The organism is Pseudohaliea rubra DSM 19751, assembly GCF_000764025.1.
Lineage (GTDB): Bacteria > Pseudomonadota > Gammaproteobacteria > Pseudomonadales > Halieaceae > Pseudohaliea > Pseudohaliea rubra.
Map to the genome: position 1 here is coordinate 1 of NZ_KN234748.1, position 18,861 is coordinate 18,861.

Sequence of the window (18,861 nt, forward strand, 5' to 3'; positions counted from 1 at the left end):
GGCCGCTTCGGCGCGGCGGCCTGGCTGCTGCCGCGGCCTGAGCCCTTCGTCGCGCCGGCGCCCCGATCCCTGGCGCCCGGGGAGGCGTTGGCGGTCCCGGGAGTAGGCACGCTACGCGTCGCCGGTAGCGGCGAAGGCGAGCCCCCGTTGCTGGCCTTCCGCCGTGGCGGGGAGCGTCTGCAGCTGGCCGGAGAAACGCATCGGCGACGGCTGAAGACGCTGTTCCAGGAGGCCGGCGTGCCGCCCTGGTGGCGGGCGCGGCTGCCCTTGCTGCGAAATAGTGAGGGCCGGGTGCTGGCGGCCGGCGAGCGCTGGCGGGCCGAGGGCTGTCCCTGGGGGCTATGCTGGGATCGGTCGGGGGTTGATTACCGGGACGGCTGATTCGGGCTGAGGCGCCTTCTCGCGCCGAGGCTCCCGGGCCTGTTGCCGGCTTTGTCGCCGTGGGGACGCCGCGTCCACAGGGCCTCGCAGGCGCCTTTTCAATTGAGCGGCCGGGGTCTTTCTGGTAGCCTTCAACGCCATCTTTTCGCAGGACTTGCGCGGTGAGCGTGGCGACCGGCACGCCGGCCCGTTGCGGTGTTGTGGGCTCCCTGACAACGGCGTACTAAAGGCTTTTCATGACGCGTTTCGTCTTCGTGACTGGTGGTGTGGTCTCCTCCCTGGGCAAGGGCATTGCCGCGGCATCGCTCGCCGCGGTGCTGGAGGCCCGCGGCCTCAAGGTCACCCTCCTCAAGCTCGACCCCTACATCAACATCGACCCGGGCACCATGAGCCCCTTCCAGCACGGCGAGGTCTTCGTCACCGAGGACGGCGCCGAGACTGATCTGGACCTCGGGCATTACGAGCGCTTCACGCACACGACCATGCGCCGGAGCAACAACTTCACCACCGGCCGGGTCTATAACGCGGTGCTCGCGAAGGAGCGCCGCGGCGACTACCTCGGCGGCACGGTGCAGGTGATCCCGCACATCACCGACGAGATCAAGCGCCGCATCCTCAAGGGTGCCGGTGATGCCGACGTCGCCGTGGTAGAGATCGGCGGCACCGTCGGCGACATCGAGGGCCTGCCCTTCCTTGAGGCGGCGCGGCAGCTCAAGGTGGAGCTCGGCTCCTCCCGGGCCCTGCTCATGCACCTCACGCTGGTGCCGTACATCGCCACTGCCGGCGAGATCAAGACCAAGCCCACGCAGCACTCCGTGAAGGAACTGCGCTCCATCGGCCTGCAGCCGGACATTCTGCTCTGCCGCTGCACCGTGCCCATCGATGATTCCGCCTGCAAGAAGATCTCCCTCTTCACCAACGTGGAGGAGCGGGCGGTCATCCCGGTCATGGATGCGGACTCCATCTACCGCATCCCCGGCGCGCTGCACGCGAAGGGCCTCGACGATTTCATCACCGAGCGCTTTCAGCTCGAGTGTCCGCCGGCCGATCTTTCCGAGTGGGACGAGGTGCTTCGCCGGGAGTTCTGCGACAAGAACAAGCACGTGCGCGTCGCCATGGTTGGCAAGTACATGGAGCTGCCCGATGCCTACAAGTCGCTGAACGAGGCCCTGGCCCACGCCGGCCTGCAGGCCCTCGCCGACGTCCAGGTGGATTACGTCGAGGCGGAAGACATCGAGCGCGACGGCCCGGGGGTGCTCGCCAGTGCTGATGCGATTCTCGTGCCCGGCGGCTTTGGCGACCGCGGTGTGGAGGGCAAGATCGCCGCCGTGCGCTATGCCCGGGAGAACAGCATTCCCTTTCTCGGTATCTGCCTGGGTATGCATGTGGCGCTGGTCGAGTACGCGCGCAATGTCTGTGGCCTCGAGGGTGCTCACTCCACGGAAATGCAGCCGCACGCCGCGCACCCGGTCATCGCCCTGATCACCGAGTGGCAGAACGCCGACGGCAGCACCGAACAGCGCGACGAGAGCTCGGACCTCGGCGGCACCATGCGCCTCGGTGCCCAGCCCTGCCATCTGGCGCCCGGGAGTATGGTCCGCGATATCTATGGCGCCGATACGATCCACGAGCGGCACCGGCACCGCTACGAGGTCAACAATAATTACGTGCAGCGGCTGCAGGATGCGGGCATGCGTGTCGCCGGCTGGTCCGCCGACAACAACCTTGTGGAGATGGTCGAGCTGCCCGGGCACCAGTGGTTCATCGCCTGCCAGTTTCACCCGGAGTTCACCTCCCGCCCCCGGGGCGGGCATCCGCTATTCACCAGCTACATCGAGGCAGCCTGTGAGCACGCCACCGGGCGTGGCTGAGGGCGGCTTGCCGGGGAGGCACGCATGACGGATCGGGTGGTTACGGTAGGAGACCTGCGCATCGGCAACCGGGAGCCTTTTGTGCTTCTCGGTGGCGTCAATGTGCTTGAGAGCCGAGCTTTTGCCCTCGACGTTGCCGGCGTTTACAAGGAGGTCTGCGAGCGGCTGGGTATCCCGCTGGTGTTCAAGGCGTCCTTCGATAAGGCCAACCGCTCCTCGATCCACTCCTTCCGCGGTCCGGGCCTGGAAGAGGGCCTCGAGATCCTCGCCGCAGTAAAGGCCGAGTACGGCCTGCCGGTGGTCACCGATGTGCACGAACCGCTGCAGGCAGCGCCTGCCGCCGAGGTCTGCGACATTATCCAGCTGCCGGCTTTTCTCGCCCGGCAGACCGATCTCGTGGCCGCCATGGCGCAGACCGGCGCGGTCATCAACATCAAGAAGCCGCAGTTTCTCTCCCCCACGCAGATGAAGAACGTGGTCGAGAAGTTCCGCGAGTGCGGCAATGACCGGCTCATGGTTTGCGAGCGCGGCAGCAACTTCGGCTATGACAACCTGGTGGTGGACATGCTCGGTTTCCGGGTGGTGCGTGACGCCTGTGACGGCGTGCCCCTGGTCTTCGATGTGACCCACGCCCTGCAGTGCCGCGACCCGTTGGGTGCCGCCTCCGGCGGGCGCCGGGCGCAGGTCGGCGAGCTCGCCCGGGCGGGCCTTGCCGTCGGCGTTGCGGCGCTGTTTCTCGAAGCGCATCCGGACCCGGCAAAGGCGCTCTGCGACGGCCCGAGTGCGCTGCCGCTGGGGCAGCTCGAACCCTTCCTCGACCAGGCCAGGGCCGTGGATGAGCTGGTCAAGGCGCTGCCGCCGCTGGCCATCGACTAATCTTTCAGCGTTTGTTCAGCGTCAAGGAGTTCCTATGAGCATGATCAACGGCGTCCGCGCCTTCGAGGTTCTCGATTCCCGCGGCAACCCCACGGTGCTCGCCGAGGTGCTTCTGGAGGATGGCAGCCTCGGTGCCGCCTGCGCGCCCTCCGGGGCATCCACGGGTTCCCGGGAAGCGCTGGAGCTGCGTGACGGCGACAGCAGCCGCTACCTTGGCAAGGGCGTCTGGCAGGCGGTCGATAACGTTAACGGACCGATCCGCGAGCTGCTCCTCGGCTGTGACGTCTGCGCTCAGCGGGCGCTGGACGACAGGCTGATTGCTGCCGACGGCACGGACAACAAGGCCCACTTCGGCGCCAACGCCATTCTCGCCGTCTCCCTGGCCGCCGCGAAGGCCGCCGCCCAGTCCCGGGGCCTGCCGCTGTACCGGCATATCAATGAATTGGCCGGCGGGCCGGCGCTGTCCATGCCCGTGCCGATGATGAACATCCTTAACGGTGGCGAGCACGCCGATAACAATGTTGATATCCAGGAGTTCATGATCCAGCCGGTGTCGGCAACGACCTTCACCGAAGCCCTGCGCGTAGGCGCGGAGATCTTCCATCATCTGAAGAAGGTGCTGGCGGGCCGTGGCCTCGCTACCGCCGTGGGTGACGAGGGCGGTTTCGCGCCCAGCCTGCCGTCGAACGCAGCTGCCCTCGAGGTCATTGCGGAGGCCGTTGCCAACGCCGGCTACGCGCTGGACAGCGACATCACTCTCGCCCTCGACTGCGCTGCCTCCGAGTTCTACAAGGGGGGCCGTTATGTGCTCGCCGGCGAAGGCAGGGATTACGACAGTGCCGGTTTTGTCGACTACCTCGCCGGGCTCGTCGATGCACACCCGATCCTTTCCATTGAGGACGGTCTGGACGAAGGGGACTGGGATGGCTGGAAGCTGCTCACGGAGCGCCTTGGTGACCGGGTCCAGCTGGTTGGCGACGACCTCTTTGTCACCAACACGAAGATCCTCCAGCAGGGCATCGAGCGCGGCGTGGGCAACTCCATCCTGATCAAATTCAATCAGATCGGCAGCCTGAGCGAGACCCTCGACGCGATCAACCTGGCGCGTTCGGCCGGCTACACTGCTGTTATCTCGCACCGCTCCGGCGAGACCGAGGACACCACCATTGCCGACCTCGCCGTCGCCACCGGCGCCGGCCAGATCAAGACCGGCTCTCTCTGCCGCTCGGACCGCGTGGCCAAGTACAACCGGCTCCTGCGCATCGAGGCCGAACTGGGCAGCGATGCCCCCTACCGCGGCCGGCTGGAACTGACGCGCTGAGGGCGCGCCCTTGCGCTGGCTGCTGCTCGTCCTCGCCTGCCTGGTTCTTGTCCTCCAGTACCGGCTGTGGTTTGCCGAAGGCAGCCTCGCCGAGCGCCAGCGGCTGCAGCGCCTGGTACAGGACGGCGAGCGCGACAACGCCCGGCTCCGGGCGCGCAACGAGGAGCTGGCCAGGGAAGTGCTCGACCTGCAGTCGGGCAAGGCCGTGGTCGAGCAGCGGGCGCGGGAGGAGTTGAACCTCGTGGGCGATGGTGAGGTGTTCTATCAGTTCCTGGAGGAGGGGGCCACGCCGTCCCCGCCGCGCAAGCCGTGAACTGCTGGGGCGTTATCCCCGCTGCTGGCATCGGCAGTCGCCTCGGCGCCGCCGTCCCCAAGCAGTACCTCGAAATCGCCGGTCGCACCCTGCTAGAACACAGCCTGCGTGCGCTTTTCGCTGACGCGCGGGTGAAAGGCGTTGCCGTGGCCCTGCGTGCCGGCGACGAGCGGGCCGCTGCCCTCGCATGCCTGCAGGACCCGCGGGTGCTGCGGGTAGAGGGCGGGGCCGAGCGCGCTGACTCGGTCGCGGCCGGCCTCGCTGCCCTGGGCGAGCGCGCCGCCGAGGACGACTGGGTCTTGGTTCACGATGCGGCGCGCCCCTGCCTCGACGCCAAGAGCCTCGGCGCCCTTATCGACGCCGTGGCCGCCGGCGGCAGCGGCGCGATCCTTGCCCAGCCGGTCAGTGATACGGTGAAGCGCAGCGATGACGGCAACACCGTGGCGGCCACCGTGGACCGCCGCAGTCTGTGGCTCGCGCAGACGCCGCAGTTGTTCCGCCTCGGCGAGCTGACCCGGGCGCTGGCGGGTGCCGGCGCGGTTACCGACGAGGCCTCGGCTATGGAGGCTGCCGGCCACCCCGTGGGCCTTGTGCCGGGGCCCCGGACTAACTTCAAGGTGACCACCGCAGACGATCTTTTACTGGCACGCTGCCTGCTGGCGGCGGGGGAGAACAGTTGATGCGTATCGGCCATGGCTACGATGTCCACCGCTTCTGCGACGGCGATCACGTCATCCTCGGCGGTGTGCGCATCGATCACGAGCAGGCGCTCGCAGCACACTCTGATGGCGATGTGGTGCTGCACGCGCTCTGCGATGCACTCCTCGGCGCCATTGGCGCTGGCGATATCGGCCGTCACTTTCCCGATGATGATGCGGCCTGGGCCGGGGCCGACAGCCGCGACCTGCTGCGGCGGGTGATGGCGCAAGTGCAGAGCGCCGGTTTCCTGCTCGGCAACGCCGATCTCACGGTAATCGCCCAGGCGCCGCGGCTGGCGATGCATATTCCCAGCATGATCGAGCGCATCGCCGCCGACTGCGCGGCCGATCTGGACGCGGTCAATGTCAAGGCCACCACTACCGAGGGCCTCGGCTTCTGTGGCCGCCGCGAGGGTATCGCGGCCCACGCGGTGGTGCTGCTGGTCCCCGCAAGCCCGTGACCGGCCCCTGGCCCTCGCCCCGGGGCGCGGCGGTGGCGACGGCCCGGCTGCGGGTCCTGCCGGAGGATTTCCAGGTCGATGAACAGCTCGGCTTCGAACCTGAGGGCGAGGGCGAGCACCTGTTCCTGTCTCTGCGCAAGCGCGGCCTCGACACCGAGGCCGTAGCCCAGCGCCTGGCGCGCTGGGCGGCGGTAGCGCCGAGTGCCGTGAGTTATGCCGGGCGCAAGGACCGTCACGCGGTAACCACGCAATGGTTCAGCGTACAGCTGCCCGGCCGGGCTGACCCGGATCCGGCCCTGCTCGCCGAGGACGAGGCGCTGGCGGTGCTGGCGATGGCCCGGCACCCGCGTAAGCTGCGCCGGGGGGTACACCGGGGCAATGCCTTCCGTCTGCGCCTGCGCGAGCTCACCCCGGTGGGCGGGGGCGATCTGCGCGGGCCCCTGGAGGCACGGCTGCTCGATCTTTCCCGCCGTGGCGCGCCGAACTACTTTGGCGAGCAGCGTTTCGGCAGCGGCGGTAGCAATCTCGCTCAGGCGCGGCGCTGGCGCGACGGCGGTCGCCCGCCCGGGGGCCGGGGCCGACGCGGCATGCTGCTCTCCGCGCTGCGCGCCGAGGCTTTCAATACACTGCTTGCCGAGCGCGTCCGCGCCGGTGACTGGGAGACCGTCGCCCCCGGTGACGTGTGTCAGCTCGCTGGCAGCCGCAGCCTCTTTGCCCACGACGGCAGCGATGATCTGGCGGCGCGGGCCGCTGCCGGCGATCTCCACCTGGCGCTGCCGCTGCCGGGCCGCGGTGAGCGCCGGGAAGGGGCGGACGCCCGCGCCCGGCAGGATGCGGCCTGGTCGTCTCTCGTTACCGATCTTGCCCACCTCGAGCGCGTCGGCGTGGAGCTCGCGTACCGCGCGGCAAGGGTCCTGCCGGGTGACTTTGCCTGGGAGTTTTGTGATGATGGTTCCCTTATTCTGACCTTCACGCTGGTCACGGGCAGCTTCGCCACAGCGGTGGTCGCCGAGCTGGTGGATTATTCTCACAAGGAGCAAGCGGGGCCGTGAACAGTCCGGATCTGGCCGGTATCGGCATGACGTCGCAGCGGACCCGTGAGCGGCTCATCGAGCGGCTCCGGGAGCAGGGCATCGATGACTTCGCGGTGCTCGAGGTGATGCGCTCCACGCCCCGGCATCTGTTCCTTGACGAGGCCATGGCCCACCGCGCCTACGAAGATACGGCGCTGCCCATCGGCTACCAGCAGACGCTGTCGCAGCCCTATGTTGTCGCCCGCATGACATCCCTGCTCCTCGCCGGCGGCAGCCTGGAGCGTGTGCTCGAGGTCGGCAGCGGCTCGGGTTACCAGACGGCGATCCTCGCCCAGCTTGTCGGCCAGGTTTATGCGGTGGAGCGCATCAAGCCCCTCCTCGAAGCCTCGCGCAAGCGCCTGCGCCGGCTCAAGCTGCGTAACGTGCGCTTGCGCCACGGCGACGGCATGCTCGGCTGGCCCGAGGAGGGGCCCTTCGATGGCGTGCTCTGCGCTGCGGCGCCGGAACAGGTGCCCGAGGCGCTGCTTGCCCAGCTCGCTCCCGGGGGGCGTCTGGTCCTTCCGGTGGGGGGGGGCCTGCAGCACCTCAAGGTGATCACCCGCGACGGCGACGACTTTCGCAGCGAGACCTTCGACGCCGTGCGTTTCGTTCCCCTGCGCCCCGGGGTGCAGCGGTGACCCATCATTCGCCGACGGCGGATAGCGCCGATGAGCCTGCCGCGGGCCCCGACAACCGGCCTACGCCGGTCCCGGGGCCCGGTTTGGGCGGTGTTTTCGTGCGCGGCCTGCTCATGGGCGCGGCCGACGTCGTTCCCGGTGTGTCCGGTGGCACCATCGCCTTCATCACCGGTATCTACGATCGCCTTCTCGGCGCCCTGAGCGCCTTCGGTCTGCCGGTATTTCGGCTCCTCCTGGCCGGGCGCTTGGCGGGCGCTTTCCGGCGGGTCGATGGGGCCTTCCTGCTGGTGCTCCTTGCCGGCATTGTCACCAGCGTCGGTACGCTCGCCCATCTCATCGGCTGGCTGCTGGACGCGCATCCGGTGCTGCTCTGGGCCTTCTTCTTCGGGCTTATCGCCGGCTCGGCGCTCTGGCTGCTGCGGCAGGTGCCGCACTGGAGCAGCGCGATAGTTCTTGCTGTGCTGATCGGTCTCCTAGCGGCTGCCGCCGTTTCCCTGTCGCCGGCAGTGCGCTTCGACGGCGGCGCCGCGGCGCTGTTCTTCGCGGGCTTTTTCGCCATCTGCGCGATGATCCTGCCGGGGGTGTCCGGCAGCTTCATCCTGGTATTGCTCGGCATGTACGACCCCGTGCTGGCTGCCGTGGAGAGCTTCGATCTTGCCGCCCTCGGTCTGTTCGCGGCCGGTGCTGCCTGCGGTCTGCTTGCCTTCGCGCGGTTTCTGCACTGGCTCCTGGCGCGCTTTCACGGTCCCGCCATGGGCCTGCTCACCGGCTTTCTCGCCGGTTCGCTCCTCGCCGTCTGGCCCTGGAAGCTGGCAACGGGGGCGGGGCAGCTACTGCCGGTCTTCCCGGACACCTGGTCTGCGGCCCAGGGCACTTCGGCGCAGCTGCTGCCGTCGCTTCTCTTCATGACCCTTGGTTTCGCGCTTGTGTGGCAGCTGGAGCGGCGCTGGGGCGACCCGGGGACCTGAGCCATGGGCCCGGGCCGCGGAAGTGCTGCGCTGGCGGCGGTGCTCGGGCTCCTGCTGGGCCTTGCCGCCTGCGGCGGCAATCCCCCGGCGCCGATCGAAGACCGCGGCGCGGCCGGCGGCATCGACCGCGCCGGTCGCTATACGGTCGCGTCCGGCGATACGCTTTACAGTATTGCCTTCCGTTTCGGCCTCGACTTCCGGGGCCTTGCCGCCGCCAACGGTATCGCCGCCCCGTATACGATCTATCCCGGTCAGCGTCTGGCCCTGAAGACCTCGCCGGCCCCCGCAGCGCAGAAGACGGCGCGGCCGCCGGTGCCGCGAGAGGTGGCAACCGCCACCCCCAGGGTGACGCCGAAGGCTGCTTCCCGGGCCACAGCGCCGGCGCCGCCTCCGCGACCCACAGCGGCCAAGGTGTCCGATGCGCCGGTGGCAAGCTGGCGCTGGCCCGCCGCGGGGAAGGTGGCCCGGGGTTTTTCCAGCACCGTACACAAGGGCATTGATATCGCCGGTGCGAAGGGCGACCCGGTGCGGGCCAGCGCCGCCGGGAGCGTGGTCTATGCCGGAGCCGGCATCGCGGGCTACGGTCAGCTGCTGATCGTGCGCCACAATCCACGCTTCCTCAGTGCCTATGGGCACAACGACCGCCTGCTGGTCGGGGAGGGCGAGCCCGTGGCAGCCGGCCAGCGTATCGCCACCCGCGGCAGCAGCGGCACCGACAGCGTCAAGCTGCACTTTGAGATCCGTCGCGACGGTAAGCCCGTTGATCCGTTGTCGCTGCTGCCAAAGCGCTAGGCAGGGCTGCGGGGGTCAGGTCTTGTGACTGCCGCGCTAACCCGTTCAGGTCGTGTCAAGGCTGGTTGTCACAGCTCCCGGCCTTGGGTAATCTCTTTCAGGGTTCTCTGAATGCAACCTGATCCGCCACTGTGCGGAAAGGACGCTGGCACTCATATGGGAAGATCAAAGGTCGCGCACGGTAACGACACTGCGCGCAAAGGGGGGCCACAGCCCGCGGATGTCTCGGAGTTGTTGTCTGCTGACAATCCCTTTGCTGCTCTGGAGGACGGTGACGGCAACCCCCCTGCCGAGGCTTCCGGAGAAAACGAGGTGTTCGAGCCCGGCAGTAACGAACGCAGCCTCGATGCCACGCAGCTTTATCTCAGTGAAATCGGTTTCTCGCCGCTGCTGACGGCGGACGAAGAGAAGCACTTCGCGCGCCTCGCCCTCGGCGGCGACGAAGCAGCGCGGAAGCGCATGATCGAGAGTAACCTCCGGCTCGTGGTGAAGATCGCGCGCCGCTACCTGCACCGCGGCCTGTCGCTGCTCGACCTCATTGAGGAAGGCAACCTCGGCCTCATGCGTGCCGTGGAGAAGTTCGACCCCGAGCGGGGCTTCCGCTTCTCTACCTACGCGACCTGGTGGATCCGCCAGACCATGGAGCGGGCCATCATGAATCAGACCCGCACCATCCGTCTGCCCATCCACGTGGTCAAGGAGCTCAACGTCTATCTGCGCGCGGCGCGGGAGCTGACCCAGAAGCTGGACCACGAGCCGAGCGCAGAAGAAATCGCCGATATGCTCGACAAGCCCGTGGAAGATGTCATCCGGCTTCTCGGTCTCAACGAGCGCATCGCCTCCATGGATGCACCCCTCGGGCCGGAATCAGAGACCTCGGTGGTCGATACCATTGCCGACGAGGCTGCCCTGGATCCTTCGGACCTCCTGCAGGACCGGGATGTCGCCGAGGGCATTGTGCTGTGGCTGGATGAACTGAACGAAAAGCAGCGCGAGGTCGTTGCCCGGCGCTTCGGCCTGCTCGGCCACGAGACGGCGACGCTGGAAGAAGTGGGACAGGAAATCGGCCTGACCCGGGAGCGTGTGCGGCAGATCCAGGTGGAGGCGCTGAAGCGGCTGCGCCGGATCATGGAGCGCCAGGGTCTCTCCGTCGACGCACTGCTCCACTAGGGGCGGGGCTTGCGCGCCGGGGCGGAGAAGCCCCGGAGATACTCAGCGCTGAAGCAACTCCAGCTTGTTCGGTTTGCCTGCCCACTCTTCGGCCTCGGGCAGCGCTTCCTTCATTTCCGTGATGTTCGGCCACACCTCGGAAAGCTCCGCGTTGAGCTCGAGGAAGGCCTGCTGGTCCGCCGGGAGCTCGTCCTCGGAAAAGATGGCGTCGACCGGGCACTCGGGCTCGCAGAGAGCGCAGTCGATGCACTCGTCCGGGTGTATAACCAGGAAATTCGGTCCCTCGTAGAAGCAGTCCACGGGGCACACCTCGACGCAGTCCGTGTGCTTGCAGTTGATGCAGTCCTCACCTACTACGAACGTCATAGCTGTCACCGCCTTAATTGCTGGGCAAATCGGAAAACGGCGCTAGTGTAGCGGCCAGGGGGCCTTACGGGAAGGGCGGCCGGGGGGGGAATAAGCCTACAAAACCTGCAGTTATAGCGTCTTATTGATCTGGCGCAGGTTGTGCTCAGCGTAGCCGGTCGCGCAGGGCGTAGAGCCGTGCCAGTGCCTCCCGGGGGGACAGGGCGTCCACGTCCAGCTCGGCAAGTTCGGCCAGGACCGGGTGCTTCGCCGGGTCCGAGAACAGGTCGTTCTGTGCCGGTGCCGGTGCCGGGGGCGCCGCGGTGCGGCCGGCCTCCAGCTCCCGGAGCTTATCCGCCGCCGCGGCGAGCACGGCCTGGGGGACGCCGGCGAGCTTCGCCACCTGCAGTCCGAAGCTCTTGCTCGCCGGGCCGGCCTGGATCTGGTGGAGGAACACCACGTGGTCCCGGTGCTCGGTGGCGTCGAGGTGCACGTTGACCATGGTCGGGCAGCTCTCGGGCAGGGCCGTCAGCTCGAAGTAGTGCGTGGCGAAGAAGGTAAAGGCGCGCACGCTGCGGGCGAGGTGCACGGCGGCGGCCCAGGCCAGGCTGAGGCCGTCGAAGGTGCTGGTACCGCGGCCGATCTCGTCCATGAGCACCAGGCTGCGCGGCGTGGCGTTGTGCAGGATGTTCGCCGTCTCGGTCATTTCCACCATGAAAGTGGAGCGGCCGCTGGCGAGGTCGTCGGCGGCGCCGATGCGGGTGAAGATCCGGTCCATGACGCCGAGGCGCGCCGATGCCGCCGGCACCCGGCTGCCGCTGTGGGCGAGCAGGGCGATGATCGCATTCTGGCGCATGTAGGTAGACTTGCCGCCCATGTTTGGCCCGGTAATGAGCAGCATGCGCCGCTCGTCATTGAGCAGCGCATCGTTGGCGATGAAGGGCTCATCGATCACCTGTTCCACCACCAGGTGCCGGCCCTGGCTGACCTCGAAAACGGCCTCCTCGACGAGCTCAGGGCGGCTGAGTTCGAGGGCGTCGGCGCGCTCGGCGAGGTTGGCGAGCACATCCAGCTCGGCGATGGCGGCGGCCGAGGTCTTGAGGGGGGCGAGGGCCTCGTTCAACTGGTCCAGCAGGCCATCGTAGAGGGCCTTTTCCCGCGCCAGGGCCCGGCTCTTGCTCGACAGGGCCTTGTCTTCGAAGGTCTTCAGCTCCGGGGTGATGAAGCGCTCGGCGTTTTTCAGCGTCTGCCGCCGGGTGTAGCGCTCCGGGGCGTCCTTCGCCTGGGCGCGGCTGATCTCGATGTAGTAGCCGTGCACCCGGTTGTAGCCCACCTTGAGCGTGGACAGGCCCGTGGCCTCGCGCTCGCGCTGCTCGATGGCCACCAGCGTGTCGCCGGCGTTGCTGGAGATGGCGCGCAGCTCGTCGAGCTCGCTGTCGAAGCCGTCGGCGATGACGCCGCCATCGCGGATCACCGCCGGCGGGTTCTCCACCAGCGCGCGACCGAGGGTGTCGCGCAGCGCCGGGAACTCACCGAGGGCCGTGCGCAGGGCGGCGAGCCGCGTTGCGTCCCGGTCGGCGAGGTCCGCCGCCAGCCCGGGCACCGCGTCGAGGGCGACCTGCAGCCGGGTGAGATCCCGGGGGCGCGCGGAGCGCAGGGCGATGCGGGTGAGAATGCGCTCGACGTCGCCGATAGGCTTCAGACGCTCCCGCAGGCTCTCGTAGCGATGCCCGCTGAGGAGGACGTCTACCGCGTCCTGGCGCGCCGTAAGCTCCTCACGGTCCGTGAGCGGCCGGTGCAGCCAGCGGCGCAGCAGCCGGCTGCCCATGACCGTGGCGCAGCGGTCCATGACCCAGCGCAGCGTGTGCTCCTCGCCGCCGGCGAGGTTGCGGTCGATCTCCAGGTTGCGGCGTGTGGCAGCATCGAGAACGACGCTGTCGCTGCGCCGCTCCACGGCAAGCGCCGTGATGTGCGGCAGGTTCGAGCGCTGCGTATCCTTCACGTACTGCAGCAGGCAGCCGGCGGCGCCTACGGCGAGGGTGAGGCCCTCGCAGCCGAAGCCGGCGAGGTCCCGGGTCTGGAACTGCTCGTTCAGGGCGCGGCGGGCGCTCTCCGGGTCGAACTCCCAGGCCGGCTGCGAGCGGGCCCCGCGGCGGCCGGTGACGGCGGCGTTGCCCAGCTTCTCGTCGTAGAGGACCTCTGCCGGGTCCAGGCGCTCCAGCTCGCCGCACAGGGCCTCTTCGCCGGCGACCTCCAGAACCCGGAAGGTCCCGCTGGACAGGTCCAGGTGTGCGATACCGTAATCCTCGCCGCGGGTCGTGATGGCGAGGATGAGCTGGTCCGTGCGCTCGTCCAGCAGCGCTTCGTCCGAGAGCGTGCCCGGGGTGACGATGCGTACGACCCGCCGCTCCACGGGGCCCTTGCTCTCGGCCGGGTCGCCGATCTGCTCGGCGATCGCCACGGCTACGCCGGCCTTGACCAGCCGGGCAAGATAGCCTTCGGCGGCGTGATAGGGCACGCCGGCCATGGGAATGGCTTCCCCGGCGGACTTGCCGCGGGCCGTGAGGGTGATATCCAGCAGCTTCGCCGCCTGCTTCGCATCGTCGTAGAACAGCTCGTAGAAGTCACCCATGCGGTAGAACAGCAGCTCGTTCGGGTGCTCGCGCTTGATGCGCAGGTACTGCCGCATCATCGGGGTGTGCTGGTCGTTGCCGCTGCTGGCCGCCACGGGGGTCACTCGCTGCAAAACGGTGGATTGTAGGTTAGGGCCCCGGCGCTGTGCCAGCGAGCGCGGTGCCGGTTAAGGACACTAGCGCCCGGGCGTAATCAGCCTCGGGTCAAAATCGAAGGGTAGAGGCTTGTCATAGGTGATGTATTGATAGTCCTCGTGCTCCGGGTTGAGCAGGACATTGAATTCCGAGGGAAGCACAGCGCTCGGGACGAGCAGCGCTACAGACTCGTGACTGCTCAGCCACCCGTCACCGTAGGCTCTTGCAGCCAGTGGCTCCCCGTCCCGCTCGTTCCAGTCCCCGGGCAGATCGTCCGCTGCGGGCGCCGCGACCAGTTCGTCGGGGACCTCCACCCGCATGACCCAGTACAGCTGCAACTTATCGGTCTGCTGCAGGTTGGCAAGCACCTCAAGCACAGCCAGCGGCAGTGACGTTGAGGTGTAGACGATGCGGTGACCTTTGCTATGCCAGCGCTGTGAGCTGTGCAGTCCGCCGATACCGGACATCATCTGTTTGCCGTTCCTCGCATGCTGCGCCTGAGCAATGCGGTGCACGACCATCAGCTGAACATACCGTAACTCAGGCCACTGATGACATCCTCTACCCGCCTTGCGCCGGCCTCCGTCGCAGCCACCTCGAGCGGTGTCTTATGGCCAAGCGCGGGGAGCTTCGAGTTCATCCATCGGCGAGCCGCCTCCTCATCGCCGTCCATCAGCCTGGTGGCGAATACCAGAAGCCGGGCGAACCGGACGACCTTGTCGGACTCCTCCGTGGTCAGCGTCTTGTCAGTGGATTTCTTCCGTCGAGCGAGGGTCGAGGGTGAGTAGCCCAGAAGGACTTCCCAGAGCCGGGCAGGCTTGATGTCCATATGCGCAGACAGAGCTTCGAGCGTCCGCACCTTGAGGCCGCTAGCCACCAGCTCCCACTCGGCCTTCGGGCTTCCTTCAAGGCCAAGGACACCGTAGACGGTGTGCGCCGATCCTTTCGTAGACCGCGCCTTGGCGCTGTATGTTCTGGCTGCTGCCGGCATCTCAACGGTGGACGACCTATGGTCAGCATCCGGCTTCTTTTTTGTTTTTCTAGCCCGCGACTTGCGTTCGCCATGGGGCGAGTTGGAGGGATTGTCAGCTGCGATAGTCGAGGTCATGAGAGGCACCGCCGTTGGTCGGTTCTGTGTCATTTGGTATATTTTTGCAAATCATTTGACAAGTATAGGTCAGTCGCTGGGCGGCGACCACAGCAAGCGTGACTCGGGGCAGCCCCCGGTCTTCCATCCGCCTGGACTGTCTTGGATCGTAAAGGACAATGAAGTGGAATGCCCCGGCTTCGCGCCGGGGTCTCATTGACGCGGGAAGGGCCAAGTGCCTTGTTTCGCGCGCGATAAGCGTTTCCCACGTTTATGCGCGAGAGCGGCCGCGGTGGGCCGGGCGCACGCCACTGCCATTGGCGCAGCGCGCCCAACTCTCTATGATCCGGTGTTCCCGCCTTCCGTTTTACAGCAAAGGAACCGCTTCCATGAAAACACGTGCAGCAGTCGCCTTCGGCGCCGGCAAGCCCCTGGAAATCTGCGAGGTGGACCTCGAGGGCCCCCGCGCCGGTGAGGTCATGGTGGAGCTCAAGGCGACGGGTGTCTGTCATACCGATGCCTTCACCCTGTCCGGGGATGACCCGGAGGGCGCCTTCCCGACGATCCTGGGCCACGAGGGGGCCGGGGTTGTGGTCGAGGTGGGCGAGGGGGTGACCTCGTTGAAGCCCGGCGACCACGTGATCCCGCTGTACACGCCGGAGTGCCGGGAGTGCGACTTCTGCCTGCATCCGCGCACCAACCTCTGCCAGGCGATTCGTGAGACCCAGGGCCAGGGCGTCATGCCGGACGGCTCGAGCCGCTTCACCCTCGACGGCAAGCCGCTCCTTCACTACATGGGCTGCTCCACCTTCGCCAACCACACGGTGCTGCCGGAAATCGCCCTGGCGAAGGTGCGTGAGGACGCGCCCTTCGACAAGATCTGCTACATCGGCTGCGGCGTGACCACGGGTATTGGCGCCGTCGCTTTCACCATGAAGGTCGAGGCCGGGGCCACGGTCGCTGTCTTCGGCCTCGGCGGCATCGGCCTCAATGTTATCCAGGGGGCGCGCATGGTCGGCGCCTCGCGCATCATCGGCGTGGATATGAACCCGGCCAAGGAGGCCCTGGGCCGGCAGTTCGGCATGACCGACTTCGTCAATCCGAAGGAGGTGGACGACGTCACCCAGCACCTCATCGCCATGACCGGCGGCGGCGTGGACTACAGTTTCGAGTGCATCGGCAACGTGAATGTCATGCGCCAGGCGCTCGAGTGCACGCACAAGGGCTGGGGTCAGAGCTGTATCATCGGCGTTGCCGGCGCGGGCCAGGAGATCAGCACCCGGCCCTTCCAGCTGGTCACGGGCCGCACCTGGAAGGGCACCGCCTTCGGCGGCGCCCGCGGGCGCACGGACGTGCCGAAGATCGTCGACTGGTACATGGAAGGGCAGATCAACATCGATGACCTGATCACCCACACCATGCCCCTGGAGGAGATCAATACGGCCTTTGATCTGATGCACGCGGGCGAGAGCATCCGCTCCGTGGTCCTCTACTGACGGTCGCGCAAGGGCCTCGGCGCCGTGGGTATCGAGATCGACCGCACCGCCTTCGGCCCGGAGGACTTCCGTGCCTTCGAGGCGCGGCTGGAGGCCAATCTCGCGGACCTTGAGGCGCTGCTCGCCGACCCGGCTTTCGGCGCCGGGCCGGCCACCCTTGGTGCCGAGCTCGAGCTCTATCTGGTCGATGGTGACGGCAATCCGCTGCACGTGAACCAGGAGCTCCACGCCGCGGCGGCCGACCCGCGGCTCACGCTGGAGCTCAACCGCTACAACCTCGAGTACAACCTGACCCCGGGCCCGGTGGCCGGCGGTGCCTTTTCAGCTACGGAGCGGGAGATTCTCGGCTGCCTCCGGGACCTGCAGGGCCATGCCGCGACCCACGGCGGCAAGGTGGTGGCCATCGGCATCCTGCCCACGCTGCGCGAGGTGGACTTCGGCCCGGGCTCCATCACCGACCGCCGCCGCTACCACGCCCTGGTGGCGCAGCTCATCGAGCGCCGGGGCAGCAACTTTCGCATCGACATCAACGGCCGCAACCCGCTGCAGCTCGACATGGCGGATATCACCCTGGAGGGGGCGAACACCTCCTTCCAGGTGCACTACCGGGTGGCGCCGGCCGTCTATGCGGACAGCTACAACGCGCTGCAGCTCGCCACGCCCCTGGCGCTGGCGCTCGCCGGCAACTCGCCGACGCTCTTCGGCCATGCGCTGTGGCGGGAAACACGCATTCCCCTGTTCAAGCAGTCCATCGACTGCCGGCAGCGCGACCGCTACAGCTGGAGCGAGCCGGCGCGGGTGAACTTCGGCCGTGGCTGGGTGCGCCACGGCGCCCACGAACTGTTCGCCGAGCAGGTGCGCCTCTATCCGCCGCTGCTGCCTCTGTGTGGACAGCGTGAGCCGGGAGCCGCGCCGTCCCTCGACGAACTGCGCCTTCACCTGTCTACGGTGTGGCTGTGGAACCGGCCGGTCTACGACCCGGTGGACGGAGGCCACCTGCGCATCGAGCTGCGCTCGCTGCCGGCCGGGCCCACGGCGGTGGACATGGTTGCCAACGCCGCCTTTCTGGTGGGCCTTGCCGAGGGCCTACGCCCCCGGATCAATCGCCTGTTGCCGGCGCTGCCTTTTCACATTGCCGAATACAATTTCTACCGCGCCGCTCAGCACGGCCTGGAGGCGAAGCTCGTCTGGCCCCGGGAGCAGCAGCACGGGCTGGCGGAAACGCCGGTGACGGAGCTCCTCGAAGCGTGCCTGCCGCTGGCCGCTGAGGGGCTCGCGGCTATTGGTACGCCGGCGGAGGAAATCAGCCACTACCTCGGCGTTATCGGCGCCCGGCTGGCGTCGCGGCAGACGGGGGCTACCTGGCAGCTCGACACCCTGCACGGCCTCGATGGCGGTCTGCCGACCCCCGATGCACTGCACGAGATGCTCAAGCGCTTCATGGCCCTGGCCGACAGCAACCGGCCGGTGGCGGAGTGGCCTCTGTGAGGCGCTTTCGTTTTCTCCGCGACCCGGATCCGGCCGCCGTCGGTGACAGCGTTGAGGCCTTTCTGAGCTGGCTCGACGGCCCGGCATGTCTCTACGTCTCGGGCGCTGACGATAGCCGCTGCCGCGCCTTCGTGACCCTTCTGCACGGTAATGAGCCCTCCGGCGCCATGGCGCTCTGGCGCTGGCTGCGGCATGGTGAACGCCCGGCGGTGAACCTGGTCTGCATCGTCGCCTCGGTGACCGCGGCCCTCACGGAGCCGCTGTTCACCCATCGCATGCTGCCCCGGGCCCGGGACCTGAACCGCTGCTTCCGCCCGCCCTTCGACGATGCCCAGGGCCGGCTGGCGGAGGAGATCCTCGAGCTGCTGCGCCTGCACCGGCCGGAGGCGGTGGTGGACATGCACAATACGTCCGGCTCCGGGCCGTCCTTTGCCGTGTGCACCTTTCCGGACCGGCAGCACGATGCGCTGGCGGCGCTGTTCACCGGGCGCCTGATCATTTCCCACCTGGACCTGGGCGCGCTCATGGAGCGCAGCGACCAGCGCTGCCCCACGGTGACCATCGAGGTGGGCGGCCGCCTCGATGACGCCGCCCACTGCTGCGCCTGGGAGGGCCTCTGCCGCTATGCCGCGGCCGGGGATATCTTCAGTGCCGGTGCCCGCGAGGGCGGGCTCGAGCGCCTGACCGATCCGGTGCGCCTCGAACTGCGCGCGGGCGTCAGCCTCACCTATGCGCAGCGGCCCTGCGCCGGGCACGACATCACGCTGCGGCCGGATATCGAGCAGCATAACTTCGGCAACGTCGGTCCCCAGGTCGTCCTTGGCTGGACCGGCGGTATCCCCGGTCGTCTCTTCCGGGCCGTGGATGCCTCGGGGGCCTGTGCCGTGGATCGTCTCGTGCGCATCGAGGCGGGCGAACTGCGCCCGGCGGGGCCGCTGAAGCTGTTCATGGTCACCACCAACGCCGCCATAGCTCAGGATGACTGTCTGTTCTACGCCGTTGCCGACGATGGCCGCCCGATCTCAGCCTGACCGGCCTGCACGCGTGACCTGTCGCTTTTTCAGGCCGGTTCGGGCGACAGGGCCTGATTTTGCCCGGATTTGAGGTCGCGAACC

The 18,861-nt window shown here is 67.8% G+C and carries 19 protein-coding genes; 15 read left to right on the forward strand and 4 right to left on the reverse strand.

Going from position 1 to position 18,861, the window contains the following annotated elements:
* The 12 genes from tilS to rpoS all read left to right on the forward strand — a co-directional run.
* Nucleotides 1-381: tRNA lysidine(34) synthetase TilS (gene tilS / locus HRUBRA_RS02485; RefSeq protein ID WP_035514250.1), on the forward strand; the 381-nt coding region annotated here is incomplete at its 5' end.
* A gap of 236 nt (nucleotides 382-617) precedes the next feature.
* A complete protein-coding gene (locus HRUBRA_RS02490; protein WP_035514251.1) occupies nucleotides 618-2,252 on the forward strand; it encodes a CTP synthase in 1,635 nt (544 codons plus the stop codon).
* A 24-nt stretch (nucleotides 2,253-2,276) separates the two neighbouring features.
* Nucleotides 2,277-3,128, forward strand: coding sequence for a 3-deoxy-8-phosphooctulonate synthase (kdsA, locus tag HRUBRA_RS02495; protein ID WP_035514256.1), 852 nt, complete (start codon nucleotides 2,277-2,279; stop codon nucleotides 3,126-3,128).
* 34 nt (nucleotides 3,129-3,162) lie between these two features.
* Nucleotides 3,163-4,449, forward strand: coding sequence for a phosphopyruvate hydratase (gene eno / locus HRUBRA_RS02500; RefSeq protein ID WP_035514260.1), 1,287 nt, complete (start codon nucleotides 3,163-3,165; stop codon nucleotides 4,447-4,449).
* Nucleotides 4,450-4,459: 10 nt separating this feature from the next.
* Nucleotides 4,460-4,762 carry a cell division protein FtsB gene (ftsB, locus tag HRUBRA_RS02505; protein ID WP_035514263.1) on the forward strand — a complete coding sequence of 101 codons (303 nt, stop codon included), beginning with the start codon at nucleotides 4,460-4,462 and terminating at the stop codon, nucleotides 4,760-4,762.
* A complete protein-coding gene (gene ispD / locus HRUBRA_RS02510; protein WP_035514265.1) occupies nucleotides 4,759-5,442 on the forward strand; it encodes a 2-C-methyl-D-erythritol 4-phosphate cytidylyltransferase in 684 nt (227 codons plus the stop codon). The genes ftsB and ispD overlap by 4 nt, the downstream gene beginning before the upstream one ends.
* Nucleotides 5,442-5,921, forward strand: a complete 480-nt coding sequence (gene ispF / locus HRUBRA_RS02515) for a 2-C-methyl-D-erythritol 2,4-cyclodiphosphate synthase (protein ID WP_035514266.1) — start codon at nucleotides 5,442-5,444, stop codon at nucleotides 5,919-5,921. Before ispD ends, ispF begins: the two co-directional genes overlap by 1 nt.
* Nucleotides 5,918-6,973: a tRNA pseudouridine(13) synthase TruD gene (gene truD, locus HRUBRA_RS02520; protein ID WP_084592404.1), complete on the forward strand. Its 1,056-nt coding sequence runs from the start codon at nucleotides 5,918-5,920 to the stop codon at nucleotides 6,971-6,973. The genes ispF and truD overlap by 4 nt, the downstream gene beginning before the upstream one ends.
* Before the next feature lie 26 nt (nucleotides 6,974-6,999).
* On the forward strand, nucleotides 7,000-7,632 hold the full coding sequence (locus HRUBRA_RS02525; protein WP_035514434.1) for a protein-L-isoaspartate(D-aspartate) O-methyltransferase: 633 nt from the start codon (nucleotides 7,000-7,002) through the stop codon (nucleotides 7,630-7,632).
* A gap of 98 nt (nucleotides 7,633-7,730) precedes the next feature.
* Entirely contained in the window at nucleotides 7,731-8,600 is an 870-nt protein-coding gene (locus tag HRUBRA_RS02530; protein WP_236629760.1) for a DUF368 domain-containing protein, read from the forward strand.
* A 3-nt stretch (nucleotides 8,601-8,603) separates the two neighbouring features.
* On the forward strand, nucleotides 8,604-9,392 hold the full coding sequence (locus HRUBRA_RS02535) for a peptidoglycan DD-metalloendopeptidase family protein (protein ID WP_052094301.1): 789 nt from the start codon (nucleotides 8,604-8,606) through the stop codon (nucleotides 9,390-9,392).
* 234 nt (nucleotides 9,393-9,626) lie between these two features.
* Nucleotides 9,627-10,562 (forward strand): RNA polymerase sigma factor RpoS, encoded by a 936-nt coding sequence (rpoS, locus tag HRUBRA_RS02540; protein WP_268870528.1) that lies wholly within the window; start codon nucleotides 9,627-9,629, stop codon nucleotides 10,560-10,562.
* A gap of 42 nt (nucleotides 10,563-10,604) precedes the next feature.
* On the opposite strand, the gene fdxA is transcribed toward rpoS, so the two are convergent.
* The 4 genes from fdxA to parS form a co-directional block, all read right to left on the reverse strand.
* Entirely contained in the window at nucleotides 10,605-10,928 is a 324-nt protein-coding gene (gene fdxA, locus HRUBRA_RS02545) for a ferredoxin FdxA (RefSeq protein WP_035514272.1), read from the reverse strand.
* A 145-nt stretch (nucleotides 10,929-11,073) separates the two neighbouring features.
* Complete coding sequence (gene mutS / locus HRUBRA_RS02550) at nucleotides 11,074-13,599, reverse strand: DNA mismatch repair protein MutS (protein ID WP_035514440.1); 2,526 nt, start codon at nucleotides 13,597-13,599, stop codon at nucleotides 11,074-11,076.
* Nucleotides 13,600-13,716: 117 nt separating this feature from the next.
* Nucleotides 13,717-14,190, reverse strand: coding sequence for an RES family NAD+ phosphorylase (locus HRUBRA_RS02555; protein ID WP_161787586.1), 474 nt, complete (start codon nucleotides 14,188-14,190; stop codon nucleotides 13,717-13,719).
* Between the two features lie 5 nt (nucleotides 14,191-14,195).
* Nucleotides 14,196-14,552, reverse strand: a complete 357-nt coding sequence (parS, locus tag HRUBRA_RS15340) for a type II RES/Xre toxin-antitoxin system antitoxin (protein WP_161787587.1) — start codon at nucleotides 14,550-14,552, stop codon at nucleotides 14,196-14,198.
* Between the two features lie 599 nt (nucleotides 14,553-15,151).
* Here parS and HRUBRA_RS02565 point away from each other — a divergent pair.
* From HRUBRA_RS02565 to HRUBRA_RS02575, 3 genes are read left to right on the forward strand one after another with little or no spacing between them, the layout of a single operon-like run.
* Nucleotides 15,152-16,258: an S-(hydroxymethyl)glutathione dehydrogenase/class III alcohol dehydrogenase gene (locus tag HRUBRA_RS02565; protein WP_035514273.1), complete on the forward strand. Its 1,107-nt coding sequence runs from the start codon at nucleotides 15,152-15,154 to the stop codon at nucleotides 16,256-16,258.
* A gap of 24 nt (nucleotides 16,259-16,282) precedes the next feature.
* Nucleotides 16,283-17,746, forward strand: coding sequence for a glutamate--cysteine ligase family protein (locus tag HRUBRA_RS02570; protein ID WP_035514274.1), 1,464 nt, complete (start codon nucleotides 16,283-16,285; stop codon nucleotides 17,744-17,746).
* Nucleotides 17,743-18,777: a M14 family metallopeptidase gene (locus HRUBRA_RS02575; RefSeq protein ID WP_035514276.1), complete on the forward strand. Its 1,035-nt coding sequence runs from the start codon at nucleotides 17,743-17,745 to the stop codon at nucleotides 18,775-18,777. The genes HRUBRA_RS02570 and HRUBRA_RS02575 overlap by 4 nt, the downstream gene beginning before the upstream one ends.
* The last annotated feature ends 84 nt before the right edge of the window (nucleotides 18,778-18,861 follow it).